13 protein-coding genes are annotated in these 17,812 nt (G+C 70.7%); 12 read left to right on the top strand and 1 reads right to left on the bottom strand.

What is annotated here, in order from left to right:
• Positions 1–26 precede the first annotated feature (26 nt).
• The 3 genes from Q4V64_RS19675 to Q4V64_RS19665 all read left to right on the top strand — a co-directional run bounded on the left by Q4V64_RS19675 (position 27) and on the right by Q4V64_RS19665 (position 4,725).
• Positions 27–2,345, top strand: coding sequence for a UvrD-helicase domain-containing protein (locus Q4V64_RS19675; protein ID WP_124441834.1), 2,319 nt, complete (start codon positions 27–29; stop codon positions 2,343–2,345).
• 315 nt (positions 2,346–2,660) lie between these two features.
• Positions 2,661–4,088, top strand: a complete 1,428-nt coding sequence (locus tag Q4V64_RS19670) for an NAD-dependent malic enzyme (RefSeq protein WP_124441835.1) — start codon at positions 2,661–2,663, stop codon at positions 4,086–4,088.
• A 355-nt stretch (positions 4,089–4,443) separates the two neighbouring features.
• On the top strand, positions 4,444–4,725 hold the full coding sequence (locus Q4V64_RS19665) for an HU family DNA-binding protein (protein WP_124441836.1): 282 nt from the start codon (positions 4,444–4,446) through the stop codon (positions 4,723–4,725).
• Positions 4,726–4,998: 273 nt separating this feature from the next.
• Here the strand turns inward: Q4V64_RS19665 and murA are convergent, their stop codons facing one another.
• On the bottom strand, positions 4,999–6,345 hold the full coding sequence (gene murA, locus Q4V64_RS19660; protein ID WP_124441837.1) for a UDP-N-acetylglucosamine 1-carboxyvinyltransferase: 1,347 nt from the start codon (positions 6,343–6,345) through the stop codon (positions 4,999–5,001).
• 353 nt (positions 6,346–6,698) lie between these two features.
• Between murA and Q4V64_RS19655 the strand changes: the two genes are divergently transcribed.
• From Q4V64_RS19655 to Q4V64_RS19615, 9 genes are all read left to right on the top strand, one after another.
• Positions 6,699–7,271, top strand: coding sequence for a YqgE/AlgH family protein (locus Q4V64_RS19655; protein ID WP_053749313.1), 573 nt, complete (start codon positions 6,699–6,701; stop codon positions 7,269–7,271).
• 30 nt (positions 7,272–7,301) lie between these two features.
• Positions 7,302–7,601: a DUF3039 domain-containing protein gene (locus Q4V64_RS19650; protein ID WP_095748699.1), complete on the top strand. Its 300-nt coding sequence runs from the start codon at positions 7,302–7,304 to the stop codon at positions 7,599–7,601.
• A gap of 227 nt (positions 7,602–7,828) precedes the next feature.
• Positions 7,829–9,121 carry an extracellular solute-binding protein gene (locus Q4V64_RS19645; protein WP_124441838.1) on the top strand — a complete coding sequence of 431 codons (1,293 nt, stop codon included), beginning with the start codon at positions 7,829–7,831 and terminating at the stop codon, positions 9,119–9,121.
• A gap of 5 nt (positions 9,122–9,126) precedes the next feature.
• Positions 9,127–10,035, top strand: coding sequence for a sugar ABC transporter permease (locus Q4V64_RS19640; RefSeq protein WP_303710671.1), 909 nt, complete (start codon positions 9,127–9,129; stop codon positions 10,033–10,035).
• The gene (locus Q4V64_RS19635) at positions 10,032–10,877 is read left to right on the top strand and encodes a carbohydrate ABC transporter permease (RefSeq protein WP_124441840.1); all 846 of its coding nucleotides are present in this window, start codon (positions 10,032–10,034) and stop codon (positions 10,875–10,877) included. The genes Q4V64_RS19640 and Q4V64_RS19635 overlap by 4 nt, the downstream gene beginning before the upstream one ends.
• 1 nt (position 10,878) lies before the next feature.
• Positions 10,879–12,519, top strand: coding sequence for a beta-N-acetylhexosaminidase (locus Q4V64_RS19630; RefSeq protein ID WP_253267127.1), 1,641 nt, complete (start codon positions 10,879–10,881; stop codon positions 12,517–12,519).
• Positions 12,520–12,758: 239 nt separating this feature from the next.
• The gene (locus Q4V64_RS19625; RefSeq protein WP_124441841.1) at positions 12,759–13,652 is read left to right on the top strand and encodes an FAD binding domain-containing protein; all 894 of its coding nucleotides are present in this window, start codon (positions 12,759–12,761) and stop codon (positions 13,650–13,652) included.
• Positions 13,649–15,487, top strand: coding sequence for a 2Fe-2S iron-sulfur cluster-binding protein (locus tag Q4V64_RS55090; RefSeq protein ID WP_124441842.1), 1,839 nt, complete (start codon positions 13,649–13,651; stop codon positions 15,485–15,487). The genes Q4V64_RS19625 and Q4V64_RS55090 overlap by 4 nt, the downstream gene beginning before the upstream one ends.
• Complete coding sequence (locus tag Q4V64_RS19615; RefSeq protein ID WP_124441843.1) at positions 15,484–17,796, top strand: molybdopterin cofactor-binding domain-containing protein; 2,313 nt, start codon at positions 15,484–15,486, stop codon at positions 17,794–17,796. The genes Q4V64_RS55090 and Q4V64_RS19615 overlap by 4 nt, the downstream gene beginning before the upstream one ends.
• Positions 17,797–17,812: the final 16 nt, after the last annotated feature.

Here is a 17,812-nt window from a genome sequence, read left to right as displayed (position 1 = left end):
TGCCCAGCACGTCAGAAGGGGGCCCGGTGGCCGCTCAGGCTCAGCAGGAAATCGCGGTCGACTCGGTTCAGGACTCCGCACCGGATTCGGTTCGGGACCGGGAGATCAGCATCGAACAGGAACACCTGGACCGGGTGTACCGGCGCCTCGAGGAGAAGATCCACGAGGCCGAGTTCCTCATGAACGACGCGGCCAAGCGCGGCCAGGTCGGCACGCCCGGCGCGCTCGCCGAGCGGGACGCCCAGGTCTTCCGGGCGGGCGTGCACCTCAACCGCCTGAACAACGAGTTCGAGGACTTCCTCTTCGGCCGGATCGACCTCCTGCCCGGAAAGGACGGCAAGAAGGGACCCGACGGCGCCTACACCGCCGTGGAGCCCGCCGAAGGCGCCGTGCGGGACGACAACACCGCCGACATCGCCGAGACCCTGCACATCGGCCGCATCGGTGTCCTCGACGAGGACTACGCCCCGCTGGTGATCGACTGGCGGGCGCCCGCCGCCGCCCCCTTCTACCGGTCCACCCCGGTCGACCCGGGCCGGGTCGTGCGCCGACGCGTGATCCGTTCCAAGGGGCGCCGCGTGCTCGGCGTCGAGGACGACCTGATGCGCCCCGAGCTGAAGGCCTTCATCGGCGGCCGGGAACTGCCCGTCATCGGCGACGGCGCCCTGATGGCCGCCCTCGGCCAGGCCCGCACCCACACCATGCGGGACATCGTCGCCTCCATCCAGGCCGAGCAGGACCTGGTGATCCGCGCCCCCGCCGCCTCCGTGACCTACGTCGAGGGCGGCCCGGGCACGGGCAAGACGGCCGTCGCCCTGCACCGGGCGGCGTATCTGCTGTACCAGGACCGGCGCCGGTACGCGGGCGGCATCCTGATCGTCTCCCCGACCCCGCTGCTCGTGGCGTACACCGAGGGCGTGCTGCCCTCCCTCGGCGAGGAGGGCCAGGTCGCCATCCGCGCGATCGGCTCACTCGCCGGCGACACGGCCGGCGCCGAGGCCACGCTGTACGACTCCCCGGCCACGGCCCGCGCCAAGGGCTCGTACCGCATGCTCAAGGTGCTGCGGAAGGCCGCCCGCGGCGCCCTGGAGCTGAACGATTCGCCGGCCCGGCTGCGGGTCGTCGCCTTCGGCCGCCGCCTGGAGCTGGAGGCCGAGGAGCTCAACCGCATCCGCCAGAGCGCTCTCGGCGGCACCGCGCCCGTCAACCTGCTCCGCCCCCGCGCCCGCAAGCTGCTCCTGGACGCCCTGTGGGCGCAGTCCGGCAGCGCCGGCCGGCACACCGACCCGGAGCTGGCCGCCGAGCTGCGTTCCTCCTTCGACGAGGACGTCAGCTCCGAGGACAGCTTCGGCGAGTTCCTGGACGCCTGGTGGCCGGAGCTGACCCCGAAGGCCGTACTCGACGCCATGGCCGACGAGCGGCGGCTCGGGCGCTGGGCCCGGCGGGTGCTGAACCCGGGCGAGGTGCGCAGGGTGGCCCGCTCCCTGAGACGCGACGGCCACACCGTGCACGACATCGCGATGCTCGACGAGCTCCAGTCCATCCTCGGCACCCCGGCCCGTCCTCGCCGCAAGCGCGAGCTGGACCCGCTCGACCAGCTCACCGGCCTGGAGGAGCTGATGCCGGTGCGCGAGGAGACCCAGCGCGAGCGGGCCGAGCGGCTCGCCCAGGAGCGCACCGAGTACGCGCACGTCATCGTCGACGAGGCCCAGGACGTCACGCCGATGCAGTGGCGCATGATCGGCCGTAGGGGCCGGCACGCCACCTGGACGGTCGTCGGCGACCCCGCCCAGTCGTCCTGGTCCGACCCCGACGAGGCGGCCCAGGCCCGCGACGAGGCCCTCGGCACCCGTCCGCGCCGCCGCTTCCAGCTGACCGTGAACTACCGCAACCCGGCCGAGATCGCCGAGCTCGCGGCGAAGGTGCTGGCGCTGGCCATGCCGGGCTCCGAGTCCCCGTCGGCCGTCCGCTCCACGGGCGTACGGCCGCGCTTCTCGGTCGTACGGGAGTCTCTCGCCCAGACGGTCCGATCGGAGGCCGCCCGCCTCCTCGACCTCGTCGACGGGACCGTCGGTGTCGTCGTGGCCATGAACCGTCGCGAGGAGGCGGCCCGCTGGGTCGCCGGGCTCGGGGACCGGGTCGTGGCCCTCGGCAGCCTGGAGGCGAAGGGCCTGGAGTACGACGCGACGGTGGTCGTCTCCCCGGCGGAGATCGCGGACGAGTCCCCGGCCGGTCTGCGGGTGCTGTACGTGGCCCTCACCCGGGCGACCCAGCAGCTCACGGTGGTGTCGGGGGAGCGGGACGCACCGGACGCGAACGGGGTGCCCGACCTGCTCAGGGATTGATCCGCGGTACTGCTCAGGGATTGATCCGCGGTACGGGAATGGCCTTACGGGAACTGTTTGTTAGCCTGGATGTGGCACCGGCCCGATCCAAGCCCCCGGGCCCAACCTTCGTCGCTACGAGCGACCACTTGCCGCGAGGCGAGCATGGCGGGTCGGTGTCACTGAACATGCGAGAGGCTCACGTCCGATGTGACGTGAGCCTCTTTCGCTGTGAACAAAAAGTTCGCAATACCACCCGGCTAACGCCTACTCCGCGGTAGGTGCGACCATCGGACGGCATCCAGCATCACCCGGTGAAAGCAGAGGAAGTCGGCCATGGCAACGGCGCCCAGCGTCTCCTACTCGATGACGGTCCGGCTGGAGGTGCCCGCGAGCGGAACCGCCGTCTCGCAGCTCACCACCGCCGTGGAGTCCTCCGGAGGCTCGGTGACCGGCCTCGACGTCACCGCGTCCGGTCACGAGAAACTCCGCATCGACGTCACGATCGCGGCCACCTCCACCGGCCACGCCGACGAGATCGTCGAGAAGCTGCGTGGCATCGAGGGCGTCACGCTGGGCAAGGTCTCCGACCGTACGTTCCTGATGCACCTCGGCGGCAAGATCGAGATGGCGTCCAAGCACCCCATCCGCAACCGTGACGACCTGTCCATGGTCTACACGCCGGGCGTGGCCCGCGTCTGCATGGCGATCGCCGAGAACCCCGAGGACGCGCGGCGTCTGACCATCAAGCGCAATTCGGTTGCGGTAGTGACGGACGGCTCGGCCGTTCTGGGCCTCGGCAACATCGGCCCCAAGGCCGCTCTGCCCGTCATGGAGGGCAAGGCGGCCCTCTTCAAGCGCTTCGCCGGCATCGACGCCTGGCCGCTCTGCCTGGACACCCAGGACACCGACGCGATCGTCGAGATCGTCAAGGCGATCGCCCCCGGCTTCGCCGGCATCAACCTCGAGGACATCTCCGCGCCCCGCTGCTTCGAGATCGAGGCGCGGCTGCGTGAGGCCCTCGACATCCCCGTCTTCCACGACGACCAGCACGGCACGGCGATCGTCGTCCTCGCCGCCCTCACCAACGCACTTCGCGTGGTGGGCAAGGCAATTGAGGACGTGCGCGTCGTCATGTCCGGCGCCGGCGCGGCCGGTACGGCGATCCTCAAGCTGCTGATCGCCGCGGGCGTGAAGAACGCCGTCGTCGCCGACATCCACGGCGTCGTGCACGCCGGCCGCGAGGACCTGGTCGACGCCGCCGAGGACTCGGCGCTGCGCTGGATCGCCGACAACACCAACCCCGAGGGGCTGACGGGGACGCTGAAGGAGGCCGTGCGCGGTGCGGACGTCTTCATCGGTGTCTCGGCTCCCAACGTCCTCGACGGCGACGACGTGGCCGCCATGGCCGACGGTGGGATCGTGTTCGCGCTCGCGAACCCGGACCCCGAGGTGGACCCGGCAATCGCCCGCCAGACGGCGGCGGTTGTGGCCACCGGCCGCTCCGACTTCCCGAACCAGATCAACAACGTGCTGGTCTTCCCGGGCGTCTTCCGCGGCCTGCTGGACGCCCAGTCCCGCACGGTCAACACGGAGATGATGATCGCTGCCGCGAAGGCCCTCGCGGACGTGGTGACCGAGGACGAGCTCAACCCGAACTACATCGTCCCGAGCGTGTTCAACGACAAGGTCGCGGGCGCGGTGGCCGGAGCGGTGCGGGAAGCGGCGAAGGCCGTGGGGGCGGCGGCTCCCTCGGTGTCGTAGGCCGTCGTGGTGCCGTCGTGGTGGCCTCCCGGTGTGCCATCGCTGTGAGGATCACCACGGCATGACATCGGCGCGTCGTGGAACCCGGGGTTCTTGGCGTCCGTTTATCGTGTCGCCAGGCTCAGGCCCTCTTTTCGTGTGACTCCCATGGGTGTTCTCACGACTCCTACGGGTGCCGGATTGGCTTTCCCGCCGCAGGTAGGGGCAGGATGCGTCCCTGGGCGCGAGGGTCCGACGACGGACCCGGGTCCGGGGCCTGTCCGAGGACCCTGGCAGCATCGGCATCGCAGTGCCGAATCATGCGGCTCTGCCGCGTGGCACGCCTCAACGGCAAGAAGAACACGGGAGTAACGACATGAACCGCAGTGAGCTGGTGGCCGCGCTGGCCGATCGCGCCGAGGTGACCCGCAAGGACGCCGACGCCGTTCTGGCCGCGTTCGCCGAGACCGTCGGCGAGGTCGTCGCCAAGGGCGACGAGAAGGTCACCATCCCCGGCTTCCTGACCTTCGAGCGCACCCACCGTGCCGCTCGCACCGCGCGCAACCCGCAGACCGGCGACCCGATCCAGATCCCGGCCGGCTACAGCGTGAAGGTCTCCGCGGGCAGCAAGCTCAAGGAAGCGGCCAAGGGCCAGTGACCTTGCCGCTACACCACGGGACGGTGTGCGGCACGTGAGTAACGCCGATGGGGCGGCCCCCGGGTTCCGGGGGCCGCCCCATCGTGGCTCGTTCACCGCAAGCGGGTGGATCTACCCGAGCGCTTTGCCCGGGAGCTCGACCTTGGCGCCCAGCTCCACCAGCTTCTCCATGCTGTGCCTATCCGGGGGCTGCGACATCAGCGGCTCCGCCGCGGGCCCCCGGACCCCCAGCCGAGACCGGCGATGCGCTGGGCCGGAGCGAGGAGGTGGCGGTCAGCCGAGCGCCTTGCCCGGGAGCTCCACCTTGGCCCCCAGCTCCACCAGCTTCTCCATGAAGTTCTCGTAACCCCGGTTGATGAGGTCGATGCCGTGCACCCGTGACGTGCCTTGGGCGGCCAGGGCGGCGATGAGGTACGAGAAGCCGCCGCGGAGGTCGGGGATGACCAGGTCGGAGCCCTGGAGCCGGGTGGGGCCGGAGACAACCGCGGAGTGCAGGAAGTTGCGCTGGCCGAAGCGGCAGTTCGAGCCGCCCAGGCACTCGCGGTACAGCTGGATGTGAGCGCCCATCTGGTTCAGCGCGGAGGTGAAGCCCAGCCGGGACTCGTAGACCGTCTCGTGGATGATGGACAGCCCGGTCGCCTGCGTCAGGGCGACGACCAGCGGCTGCTGCCAGTCGGTCTGGAAGCCGGGGTGCACGTCCGTCTCCAGGGCGATGGACTTCAACTGGCCGCCGGGGTGCCAGAAGCGGATGCCCTCGTCGTCGATCTCGAAGGCACCGCCCACCTTCCGGTAGGTGTTGAGGAACGTCATCATCGAGCGCTGCTGGGCGCCGCGGACGTAGATGTCGCCCTCGGTCGCGAGCGCCGCGGACGCCCAGGAGGCGGCCTCCAGGCGGTCCGGGAGGGCGCGGTGGTTGTAGCCGCCGAGCCTGTCCACGCCGGTGACGCGGATGGTGCGGTCGGTGTCCATCGCGATGATGGCGCCCATCTTCTGCAGGACGCAGATCAGGTCCTCGATCTCCGGCTCCACGGCCGCGTTCGAGAGCTCGGTGACACCCTCGGCGAGGACGGCCGTCAGCAGCACCTGCTCGGTCGCGCCGACGGACGGGTACGGCAGCCGGATCTTCGTGCCGCGCAGCCGCCGCGGCGCCTGAAGGAACTGACCGTCCGCCCGCTTCTCGATCGTCGCGCCGAACTGCCGTAGCACCTCGAAGTGGAAGTCGATGGGCCGGCCGCCGATGTCGCAGCCGCCGAGACCGGGGATGAACGCGTGCCCGAGGCGGTGCAGCAGCGGACCGCACAGAAGGATCGGGATACGGCTCGAACCCGCGTGGGCGTCGATGTCGGCGACGTTCGCGCTCTCCACCGACGTCGGGTCCATCACGAGTTCGCCCGGTTCCTCACCCGGACGGACCGTCACACCGTGCAGTTGCAGGAGGCCGCGTACGACACGAACGTCACGGATGTCCGGAACGTTGCGCAGTCGACTCGGGCCGCTGCCCAGCAGGGCGGCGACCATGGCCTTCGGTACGAGGTTCTTCGCACCGCGGACACGGATCTCGCCCTCCAGCGGGGTTCCGCCGTGGACAAGCAGTACGTCGTCATTGCCGTTGACGGTCATGTATCTCGCGTTCCGATGAGTGGGGCAGGGGCCAGGAGGGAAAGGGTAATCGCCGCACACAGAATCGACTAAGCTGCCTGGTGTGCGGTGCGAGAACCAAGCGCCGCGTACGTTCGATGACGTTGATGTCAACCGGGCTGGTTCCAACCCGGCTGGTGCTGATCGTGTGAGCCTTGGCCGTTCGCTGAGCGGTCGAGCAGCGTGAGCCAGGAATCCCCGGCGTCAGCTCGGGAGGGTTCAAAACACGAACCGTTCCCCCTACGGGTGCACGGGGGCGTCGGTGCGATCATGTGCCGGCGCCCGTTTTCGTATCGCCTACCCACGCGCAGGTGGGATGCGGGATCATGTCAGGCATGACCGAGGTGTCCTCGCTCACAGGGCGGTTGCTCGTGGCAACACCCGCCCTGGCGGACCCGAACTTCGACCGCGCGGTGGTGCTCCTTCTCGACCACGACGAGGAGGGCTCCCTCGGTGTCGTCCTCAACCGGCCCACCCCGGTGGACGTGGGCGACATCCTGGAGGGCTGGGCCGACCTCGCCGGCGAACCCGGCGTCGTCTTCCAGGGCGGACCGGTGTCCCTGGACTCGGCGCTCGGTGTCGCCGTCATCCCCGGCGGCGCGTCCGTCGACGGGGCCCCGCTGGGCTGGCGCCGGGTGCACGGCGCGATCGGTCTGGTCGACCTGGAGGCCCCGCCGGAGCTGCTCGCCTCGGCGCTGGGAAGCCTGCGGATCTTCGCCGGTTACGCCGGCTGGGGCCCCGGCCAGCTGGAGGACGAGCTGGTGGAGGGCGCCTGGTACGTCGTCGAGTCGGAGCCCGGCGACGTGTCGTCCCCGTCCCCGGAGAGACTCTGGCGGGAGGTCCTGCGCCGCCAGCGCAACGAGCTCGCGATGGTGGCGACGTATCCGGACGACCCTTCGCTCAACTGATGCGTGTGAGCTTCAGTACTCTTGTTTGTTATGAGCACTCTTGAGCCTGAGACCCAGCCGCAGCGAGGTACTGGGACGGGAACCCTCGTAGAGCCGGCGCCCCAGACGTCGCACGGTGACGGCGACCACGAGCGCTTCGCCCACTACGTCCAGAAGGACAAGATCATGGCGAGCGCCCTCGACGGCACCCCCGTCGTGGCGCTGTGCGGCAAGGTCTGGGTGCCGGGCCGCGACCCGAAGAAGTACCCCGTGTGTCCCATGTGCAAGGAGATCTACGAGTCCATGGGCGCCGGCGGCGACGACAAGGGCAAGGGCGGCGGCGACAAGTAGTCCTGTCCGTCCCGTCCGGGTGAGGGTTCGGCCCGTCTGAGGTTCTTGGAAGGCCCCCGGGGCGCGCTTGACGCGCCCCGGGGGCCTTCGTGCGTCCGCGCACCCGTGGGTCACGAAGTGGTTGAGACCTCTTGTGGACATGTTCATGTACTCCATAACCTTCGTTGCGTTGTGCAGAGCGAAACCGTCATTGCATATCTTGCAACGCACGTCCGGAGGAACACTCCATGAAGCTCGCCCCCCGACTGGCCGTTCTCCTGGCCGCCCTCGTCGTCACCGCCTGTGCCCCTCAGACCTCCGACAACTCCTCCTCCGACACGGACGAGCAGACCGGCACCCTGCGCGTCTGGCTCTTCCAGGAGGTCAACAACCAGCCCAAGGAAAAGGTCGTCGACTCCGTCCTCGCCGATTTCAAGAAGGCGCACAAGGACACCAAGGTCACCGTCGAGTACATCCCCGTCGAGACCCGCGCCCAGCGCATGAAGGCGGCCTTCAACGACCCGAAGAGCGCCCCCGACGTCATCGAGTACGGCAACACCGACACCGCCGGCTATGTCAAGGACGGCGGACTCGCCGACGTCACCAAGGACTTCTCGTCCTGGAGCGAGGCCAAGGACACCGACCCGACCGCGAGACAGTCGGTCACGGTGGACGGCAAGATCTACGGCGCCCCGTACTTCGTCGGCGTCCGGGCCCTGTACTACCGCACCGACATCTTCAAGGAACTGAACCTCGAAGTTCCGAAGACCATGGCCGAGTTGGCCACCACCGCCCGCGAGATCCGGGCCGCGAAGCCCGACCTGTACGGCCTCGTGGTCGGCGGCGCCTTCACCTACGGCGCGATGCCGTTCATCTGGGCCAACGGCGGCGAGATCGCCACGGGCAAGGGAGGGTCGTACGCCTCCGCCATCGACAGCGCGGCCGCCCAGAAGGGCATCAAGGCGTACACGTCGCTGTTCTCGGACGACAACTGTCCCGCCGCCAAGTGCGCGGGCATGGGCGGCAACGACACGATCACCGCGTTCGCGGCCGGTCAGGCGGGCATGGCGATCGGCGGCGACTTCAACCACACGGCCGTGGAGGCCGGGAAGGTGAAGGGCGAGTACGCGGTCGTACCGCTGCCGGGCGTGAAGGCCGGACAGATCGCGCCGGCGTTCGCCGGGGGCAACAACCTCGGTGTCCTGAAGAGCACCTCGCACCGCACCCTCGCGGTCGACCTGATGAAGCAGCTGGCGTCGAAGAAGACGCAGGAAGAGCTGTTCGGGGCGATGGGCTTCCTGCCGACCTTCACGGACGTACGGCAGCAGGTCGCGGCCGAGCAGCCGTACGTGAAGCCCTTCGTGGAGACCCTCGCCGCCGACACCAAGTTCGTGCCCGCCTCGCCCGCCTGGTCGCAGATCGACTCCTCGCTGGTCCTGCCGACCATGTTCCAGGAGGTCATCAGCGGCAAGAAGAACGTGGCGACGGCCTCGAAGGACGCGGCGACCAAGATGAACGACGCGTTCGGCTCCGTCGGGTGACGCCGGTGCCTGCCCCGCGCCCCCTGGGGCGCGGGGGTGCGCGGGGCCAAAAGGCTCCCTGGCTCTACCTCGCTCCCGCCCTCGTCGTCCTCGGCGGGCTGCTCGTCTACCCCATCTACCAACTCGGCCTGATCTCCTTCTTCCAGTACACCCAGGCCCAGGTCAGCGGCGGCGAGCCGACCACCTTCCGGGGCTTCGGGAACTACACCGAGCTCTTCGGGGACGACCAGTTCTGGCAGGTGCTGCTGGCGACGGTCCTCTTCGCGGCGGCCTGTGTCGCCTCCACCCTCGCCGTCGGCTGCGCGCTCGCCGTACTGCTCACGCGCGTGCGTGCCGTACCCCGGCTCGTACTGATGCTGGCCGCGCTGGGCGCGTGGGCGACGCCGGCGATCACGGGTTCGACGGTCTGGCTGTTCCTCTTCGACCCGGACTTCGGCCCGGTGAACCGCGTGCTGGGGCTCGGCGACCACTCCTGGACGTACGGCCGCTACAGCGCCTTCTTCCTCGTCCTGCTCGAAGTGGTGTGGTGCTCCTTCCCGTTCGTGATGGTGACGGTGTACGCCGGTATCCGCGCCGTACCGAGCGAGGTCCTGGAGGCCGCCGCCCTGGACGGCGCCTCGCAGTGGCGCATCTGGCGGTCGGTGCTCGCGCCGATGCTCCGGCCGATCCTCACGGTCGTCACGATCCAGTCGGTCATCTGGGACTTCAAGGTCTTCACACAGATCTACGTCATGACGAACGGCGGCGGCATCGCCGGCCAGAACCTCGTGCTCAACGTCTACGCCTACCAACAGGCGTTCGCGTCCTCGCAGTACGGCCTCGGCTCGGCCATCGGCGTGGTGATGCTGCTGATCCTGCTCGCCGTCACGCTCGTCTACCTGCGGCTGTTGCGCCGGCAGGGGGAGGAACTGTGAACCTTCTACGTGGCCTGGTGCGACGTCCCTGGCGGCTGGCCGCCGAGGCCTCCGCCCTGCTGATCGCGGTCGCCGTCGCCTTCCCCCTGTACTGGATGGTGCTCAGCGCCTTCAAACCGGCCGGCGAAATAGAATCGGCCCAGCCCCGGCCGTGGACCCTGGACCCCTCCCTGGACTCCTTCCGACGCGTCTTCGAGCAGCAGGAATTCGGCCGTTACTTCCTCAACAGCCTGGTCGTGGCGGTCAGTGTCGTGATCGTCTCGGCGTTGATCGCGTTTCTCGCGGCGACCGCCGTCACACGATTCCGGTTCCGCTTCCGGACCACCTTGCTGATCATGTTTCTGGTGGCCCAGATGGTGCCCGTGGAAGCCCTCACGATCCCCTTGTTCTTCCTCATGCGGGACTTCGGTCAGCTGAACACGCTGGGCTCGCTGATCCTGCCCCACATCGCCTTCTCGCTGCCGTTCGCGATCTGGATGCTGCGGGGGTTCGTGAAAGCCGTACCGGAGGCGCTGGAGGAGGCGGCGTACATCGACGGGGCGAGCCGGGCGCGATTCCTGTGGCAGATCCTTTTCCCACTGGTCTTCCCCGGGTTGGTGGCCACGAGCGTGTTCTCCTTCATCTCCGCCTGGAACGACTTCCTGTTCGCCAAGTCCTTCATCATCAGCGACACGTCGCAGTCCACACTGCCGATGGCCCTGCTGGTCTTCTACAAGCCGGACGACCCGGACTGGGGCGGTGTGATGGCGGCCTCGACGGTGATGACGATTCCGGTGCTGATCTTCTTCGTACTCGTACAGCGACGACTGGTCTCCGGGCTGGGCGGAGCGGTAAAGGACTGACGTGACTTCACTGACGGAACTGATTCCGGCGCCGTCGAGCGTCGCCACCCCGGGTGGCCAGGGGTTCGTCCTGGACCAGGCCACTGAGATCCAGGCGGCCCGCGGCACCTGGCGCGTCGCACACTGGCTGCGTACGACGGTCGGCGCGGCGACCGGCCTGCCCTTGTGGCCGCACTCATCCAGTGAGAACCACATTCTTCTGCGGATCTGGCCGCCCCTCGCCGACGAACTCGGCGGCCCCGAGGCATACCGCCTCACCGCGAGCGGCGGAACGGTCGTCATCGACGCGGCGAGCGAAGCGGGCCTGTTCCACGGCGCCCAGACCTTCCGTCAGCTCCTCGGTCCGGATGTCTTCCGCCGCGCCCCGGTCACCTCCAAGCGTGCCTGGGAAGTACCCGCGGTCACCATCCGCGACGCGCCCCGCTTCCGCTGGCGCGGCTTCATGCTCGACGTGGCCCGGCACTTCATGCCCAAGGACGGCGTCCTGCGCCATCTCGATCTGATGGCCGCGCACAAACTCAACGTCTTCCACTTCCACTTGACGGACGACCAGGGCTGGCGGATCGAGATCAAGAGGTACCCCCGGCTGACCGAGGTCGGCTCCTGGCGGGCGCGCACGAAATTCGGCCACCGGGCCTCACCGCTGTGGGAGGACAAGCCGCACGGTGGCTACTACACCCAGGACGACATCCGGGAGATCGTGGCCTACGCCGCCGAGCGGCATATCACCGTCGTCCCCGAAATCGACGTACCCGGCCACTCGCAGGCCGCCATCGCCGCGTACCCGGAACTCGGCAACACCGACGTCATCGACACGGCCTCCCTCTCGGTCTGGGACAACTGGGGCATCTCTTTGAACGTACTCGCCCCCACTGACAACACCCTGCGCTTCTACGAGGGGGTGTTCGAGGAACTGCTGGAGCTGTTCCCTTCCGAGTTCATTCACGTCGGCGGCGACGAATGCGCCAAGGAGCAGTGGCGGCAGTCGCCCACCGCGCAGGCCCGCATCAGGGAACTCGGCCTCGCCGACGAGGACGAGCTGCAGTCGTGGTTCATCGGTCACTTCGACAAGTGGCTCTCCGCGCGCGGGCGCAGACTCATCGGCTGGGACGAGATCCTGGAGGGCGGACTCGCCGAGGGGGCGGCCGTTTCCTCGTGGCGCGGATACCAGGGCGGGATCGCCGCCGCGCGGGCCGGCCACGACGTCGTCATGTGCCCCGAGCAGCAGGTCTACTTGGACCACCGGCAGCACGCGGGCGCGGACGAGCCGGTTCCGATCGGGTACGTCCGCACACTGGAGGACGTCTTTCGGTTCGAGCCCGTTCCACCGGAGTTGACGCCCGAGGAGGCCCGGCACGTGCTCGGCACGCAGGCCAACGTGTGGACCGAGGTGATGGAGGACCGCGCGCGTGTGGACTACCAGACCTTCCCCAGGCTCGCCGCCTTCGCCGAGGTGGCGTGGAGCCGCCTGCCCGCCCCCGCCGAACGGGACTTCGCCGACTTCGAGCGGCGGATGGCCGCCCACTACCGGCGACTCGACGCCCTGGGGGTCGCGTACCGGCCGCCCGCCGGACCGTTGCCGTGGCAGCAGCGGCCCGGTGTGCTGGGCCGGCCGATCGACGGCCCGCCCCCGAACAGGTAACCCCCGAACAGGCCATGGAAAAAGCCCGCAAGACTCACCGAAGAGTGTCAATCGGTACGCACGGGTGAAGCCGTACGAAAACGGACCATCTCCCTGGTGAGGCGGGCGAATGCCTCCTACCGGACCCCTGTCTTCGTGTCCTGCGAAGATGTGCCAGAGTTGCCACGTCCGCCCTGTCAGCACGTACGGTACGGCAACACAGGTGGGACCAGGTGGGGCAGCGGGAAGGGGCAGCCGGTTTGACCACGCACGCACCACAGGCGGCGCAGACCGTCACGCTGCCCACGACTCTGGACGAGGCCGTGGCGGCCCTGGCCGCCATGCCCGCCGCCGTGCCCGTAGCGGGCGGCACCGACCTGATGGCAGCCGTCAACTCCGGACAGCTCAGGCCCGCCGCACTGGTCGGCCTGGGCCGGATCAGCGAGATCCGCGGCTGGCAGTACCAGGACGGCCACGCCCTGCTGGGCGCGGGCCTCACCCACGCGCGGATGGGCCGCCCCGACTTCGCCGCCCTGATCCCGGCGCTCGCCGCCGCCGCACGCGCCGCCGGCCCGCCGCAGATCCGCAATGCCGGCACCCTGGGCGGCAACATCGCCTCGGCGGCCCCCACCGGGGACGCGCTGCCGGTGCTGGCCGCCCTGGAGGCGACACTGATCATCGCGGGCCCGGGCGGAGTCCGTCGGGAGATCCCGGTGTCGCACCTGCTGGCCGGCATGGAGATGCTGCGCGCCGGCGAACTCATCGGCTACGTGCGCGTGCCGCTGCTGCACGCGCCGCAGGTCTTCCTCAAGGCGACCGGCCGCACCGGCCCGGGCCGCGCGGTCGCGTCCGTCGCGCTGGTCCTCGACCCCGCCCGGCGCGGAGTCAGGTGCGCCGTGGGCGCCATAGCGCCGATGGCGCTCAGGCCCCTGGAGGCCGAGCAGTGGGTCGCCCGGCTGATCGACTGGGACAACAACCGCGCGATCGTCCCGGAGGCGCTGAGCGCCTTCGGGGAGTACGTCTCCGCGGCCTGCATCCCCGACCCGGTGCCGGCCGAGGACGGCTCCGTACAGCAGCTTCCGCCCGCCGTACTGCACCTGCGGCGCACCGTCGCCGCGCTGGCCCGACGAGCACTGGGGAGGGCACTGTCGTGACCGACGACCAGCACGGAGAGGGCACGCCCCAGGGCAGCGGTCGCTGGGATCCGCTGCCTCACGGCGACTACGACGACGGCGCCACCGCCTTCGTGAAACTGCCCGAAGGGGGTGTCGACGCCCTCCTGGCCTCCTCCGACAGTCCGCTCGCCGCGCCCGGTCACGGCTATGTGCCGCCGCGGATAACGGCGACGCCGGACACCGGTGCGGGCACCGACCCGGCGGCCACGGGCTCCTGGGCGACGCCCGCCGCGCCCGCCGACGGCGTCCAGTGGCCCGACCCGAACGCGCTGCCCCCGGAGATCGGGGACGCCCGGAACGACCGGTTCACGTACCACCCCGGCGCCACCGGGCAGTGGAACTTCGAGGAGAACGCGGCGGCGGAGGGGGCGGCCCCGGCCCCGGGTCACGACGTGACCGGACAGTGGTCGATCCCCGTCGCCGGTGGCGACCTTCCGGATGAATCGGGCGAGTTCACCACGTCGTCCCTGGTCGAGCAGTGGGGCGGCGGCACCCCGCCGGCCACCCTCCCCGGGGGCGCGGCCGCCCCCTGGGCCACGGAGGCCGCGGGACAGCCGTGGGGGCAGCCGGCACCGGAGCCGACCGCGCCCGACCGGCCCGCGCCGGACACCGGTATGCCGCCCGCCCCGCACAGGCCGGGGCAGCCCGCGCCGGAGGGGCACAGGCCGGCCGAGCGGGACCGGGCCGGACAGGGACCCGACCGGCCTCACCCGCACGTCCATGAGCAGTCCCCGGCGCCCGCCGAGCAGGCCGCAGAGCGGTACGAGGAAGCGCCTGCCGAGTCGTACGTCGAAGCGCGTGATGAGCCTTACGCCGAGGCGCCTGACGACGCGTACGCCGAGGCGCCTGACGCCCCGTATGCCGAAGCGCCTGACGATCCGTACGCCGAAGCGTCTGACGATCCGTACACGGAGACGCGCGCCGAGGCCTACGCGGAGGCACCCGGCGAGCCCTACGCGGAGACCTCCGCCGAACCCGCCGTAGCCGCCGCACAGCCCGCTCACGCGACCGACGAGGCCCCCGAGGCCTTTGATGCGCACGAGGACGCCTCAGGCGCCACAGAGGCCGTAGAAGGCGCCGAAGAGGCCGCCGAGCCGCACGCCGAGCCCGCCGAGGACGCGGCGCCCGCCGTCTCCGATGCTCCGGCCGACGAGTCGGCACCCACGCTCCCGGGCGAGGAACACCCCCTCGCCTCCTACGTCCTGCGCGTCAACGGCGTGGACCGCCCCGTCACCGACGCCTGGATCGGCGAATCGCTGCTCTACGTGCTGCGCGAGCGGCTCGGTCTCGCGGGCGCCAAGGACGGCTGCTCGCAGGGCGAGTGCGGGGCCTGCAACGTCCAGGTCGACGGGCGGCTCGTCGCCTCCTGCCTGGTGCCGGGCGTGACCGCGGCCGGCAGCGAGGTCCGTACGGTCGAGGGCCTGGCCGTCGACGGGCAGCCCTCGGACGTGCAGCGTGCCCTCGCCCGGTGCGGCGCGGTGCAGTGCGGGTTCTGCGTGCCGGGCATGGCGATGACCGTGCACGACCTGCTCGAGGGCAACCCGGCGCCGAGCGAGATGGAGACCCGCCAGGCGCTGTGCGGCAACCTGTGCCGCTGCTCCGGCTACCGAGGCGTCGTCGAGGCCGTCAAGGAGGTCGTCGCGGAGCGCGAGTCGCACAACGCCGCCCCCGACGCCGAACAGGACGGCGACGAGCCACGTATCCCTCACCAGGCGGGCCCGGGAGCCGGCGGCGTGAAACCGTCGGCATTCGAGGCCTCGGGCCCGCCGGGCCCGCATGACCAGCCGTACGGACAGGACGGAGGCCAGGCGTGAGCAACGAAGCCGCCACCGCGACCACCCCCACCGCGGAGGCAGCCCCCGCCCCCGAGCCGATCCCGCACGGCATCGGCGCCTCCCTGCCGCCCGCCGACGCCCGCGCCAAGACCGAGGGCACGTTCCCGTACGCCGCCGACCTGTGGGCCGAGGGCCTGCTGTGGGCGGCCGTACTGCGCTCCCCGCACGCGCACGCGCGCATCGTCTCCATCGACACCACCCACGCGCGCGAGATGCCCGGCGTACGGGCCGTCGTCACCCATGAGGACGTCCCCGGCAGCCCGGTGCACGGCCGCGGCAAGGCCGACCGCCCGGTGTTCGCCTCCGAGGTCGTCCGCCACCACGGCGAGCCCATCGCGGCCGTCGCCGCCGACCACCCCGACACCGCGCGCATGGCCGCCGCCGCCGTCATCGTCGAATACGAAGTGCTCGACCCGGTGACCGACCCGGAGCAGGCCTTCGAGGCCGAGCCGCTGCACCCCGACGGCAACCTGATCCGGCACATCCCGCTGCGCCACGGCGACGCCGACGCGGCCGGCGAGGTCGTCGTCGAGGGCCAGTACCGCATCGGCCGCCAGGACCCCGCCCCCATCGGCGCCGAGGCCGGCCTCGCCGTGCCGCGTCCCGACGGCGGCGTCGAGCTGTACGTGGCCTCCACGGACCCGCACACCGACCGCGACTCGGCCGCCGCCAGCTACGGCCTGGAGCCCGAGCGCGTGAAGGTCGTCGTCACCGGCGTGCCCGGCGCCACCGCCGACCGCGAGGACCAGAGCTTCCAACTCCCGCTCGGCCTGCTGGCGCTGAAGACCGGCTGCCCCGTCAAGCTCACCGCGACGCGCGAAGAGTCCTTCCTGGGACACACCCACAGGCATCCGACTCTGCTGAGATACCGCCACCACGCCGACGCCGAGGGCAGACTCGTGAAGGTGGAGGCGCAGATCCTGCTGGACGGGGGCGCCTACGCCGACACGTCCTCCGATGCCCTGGCCGCCGCGGTGGCGTTCGCCTGCGGTCCGTACGTCGTCCCGAACGCCTTCATCGAGGGCTGGGCCGTCCGCACCAACAACCCGCCCTCCGGCCACGTACGCGGCGAGGGCGCCATGCAGGTGTGCGCCGCCTACGAGGCGCAGATGGACAAGCTGGCCAAGAAGCTCGGCATCGACCCGGCGGAACTACGCCTGCGGAACGTGATGGCCACGGGCGACGTGCTCCCCACGGGCCAGACGGTGACGTGCCCGGCACCGGTCGCGGAACTGCTGCAAGCCGTACGGGACTTCCCCCTCCCCGCCCTGCCCAAGGACACGCCCGAGGACGAGTGGCTGCTGCCCGGCGGCCCCGAGGGCGCGGGCGAACCGGGCGCGGTGCGCCGGGGCGTCGGCTACGGCCTGGGCATGGTGCACATGCTGGGCGCGGAGGGCGCGGACGAGGTCTCCACGGCGACGGTACGGGTCCAGGACGGCGTGGCGACGGTGCTGTGCGCGGCGGTGGAGTCCGGCCAGGGCTTCACCACGCTGGCCCGCCAGATCGTCCAGGAGACGCTCGGCATCGACGAGGTGCACGTGGCCCCGGTCGACACCGACCAGCCACCGGCCGGCGCGGGCTGCCGCGGCCGCCACACCTGGGTGTCGGGCGGCGCGGTGGAACGAGCGGCCAAGATGGTCCGCACGCAGTTGTTGCAGCCCCTGGCGCACAAGTTCGGCATGTCCACGGAGTTGCTCCAGATCACAGACGGCAAGATCACGTCGTACGACGGCGTGCTGTCGACCACCGTCACCGAGGCCATGGACGGCAAGGAGCTGTGGGCGACGGCCCAGTGCCGCCCGCACCCGACGGAGCCACTGAGCGACACCGGACAGGGCGACGCCTTCGTGGGCCTCGCCTTCTGCGCGATCCGCGCGGTGGTGGACGTCGACATCGAGCTGGGCTCGGTGCGCGTGGTGGAGCTGGCGCTCGCCCAGGACGTCGGCCGCGTGCTGAACCCGGCCCAGCTGACGGCACGCCTGGAGGCAGGCGTCACCCAGGGCGTGGGCATAGCGCTGACGGAGAACCTGCGCTCCGCGCGCGGGCTGATCCGCCACCCGGACCTGACCGGGTACGCGCTCCCGACGGCCCTGGACGCCCCGGACATCCAGATCGTGAAACTGGTCGAGGAGCGGGACGTGGTCGCCCCCTTCGGGGCGAAGGCGGTCAGCGCGGTACCGGTCGTGACCTCCCCGGCGGCGATCGCCTCCGCGGTCCGGGCGGCGACGGGCCGCCCGGTGAACCGGCTGCCGATCCGCCCGCAGGCGGCGGTGGTCACGGCGCAGTGAGCGCGTGTTCGCTGGT

It is taken from the genome of Streptomyces sp. NL15-2K (genome assembly GCF_030551255.1).
GTDB lineage: Bacteria > Actinomycetota > Actinomycetes > Streptomycetales > Streptomycetaceae > Streptomyces.
The sequence above is the reverse complement of the archived record's forward strand: the minus strand, read 5'-3'. Positions and strand labels throughout refer to the sequence as shown.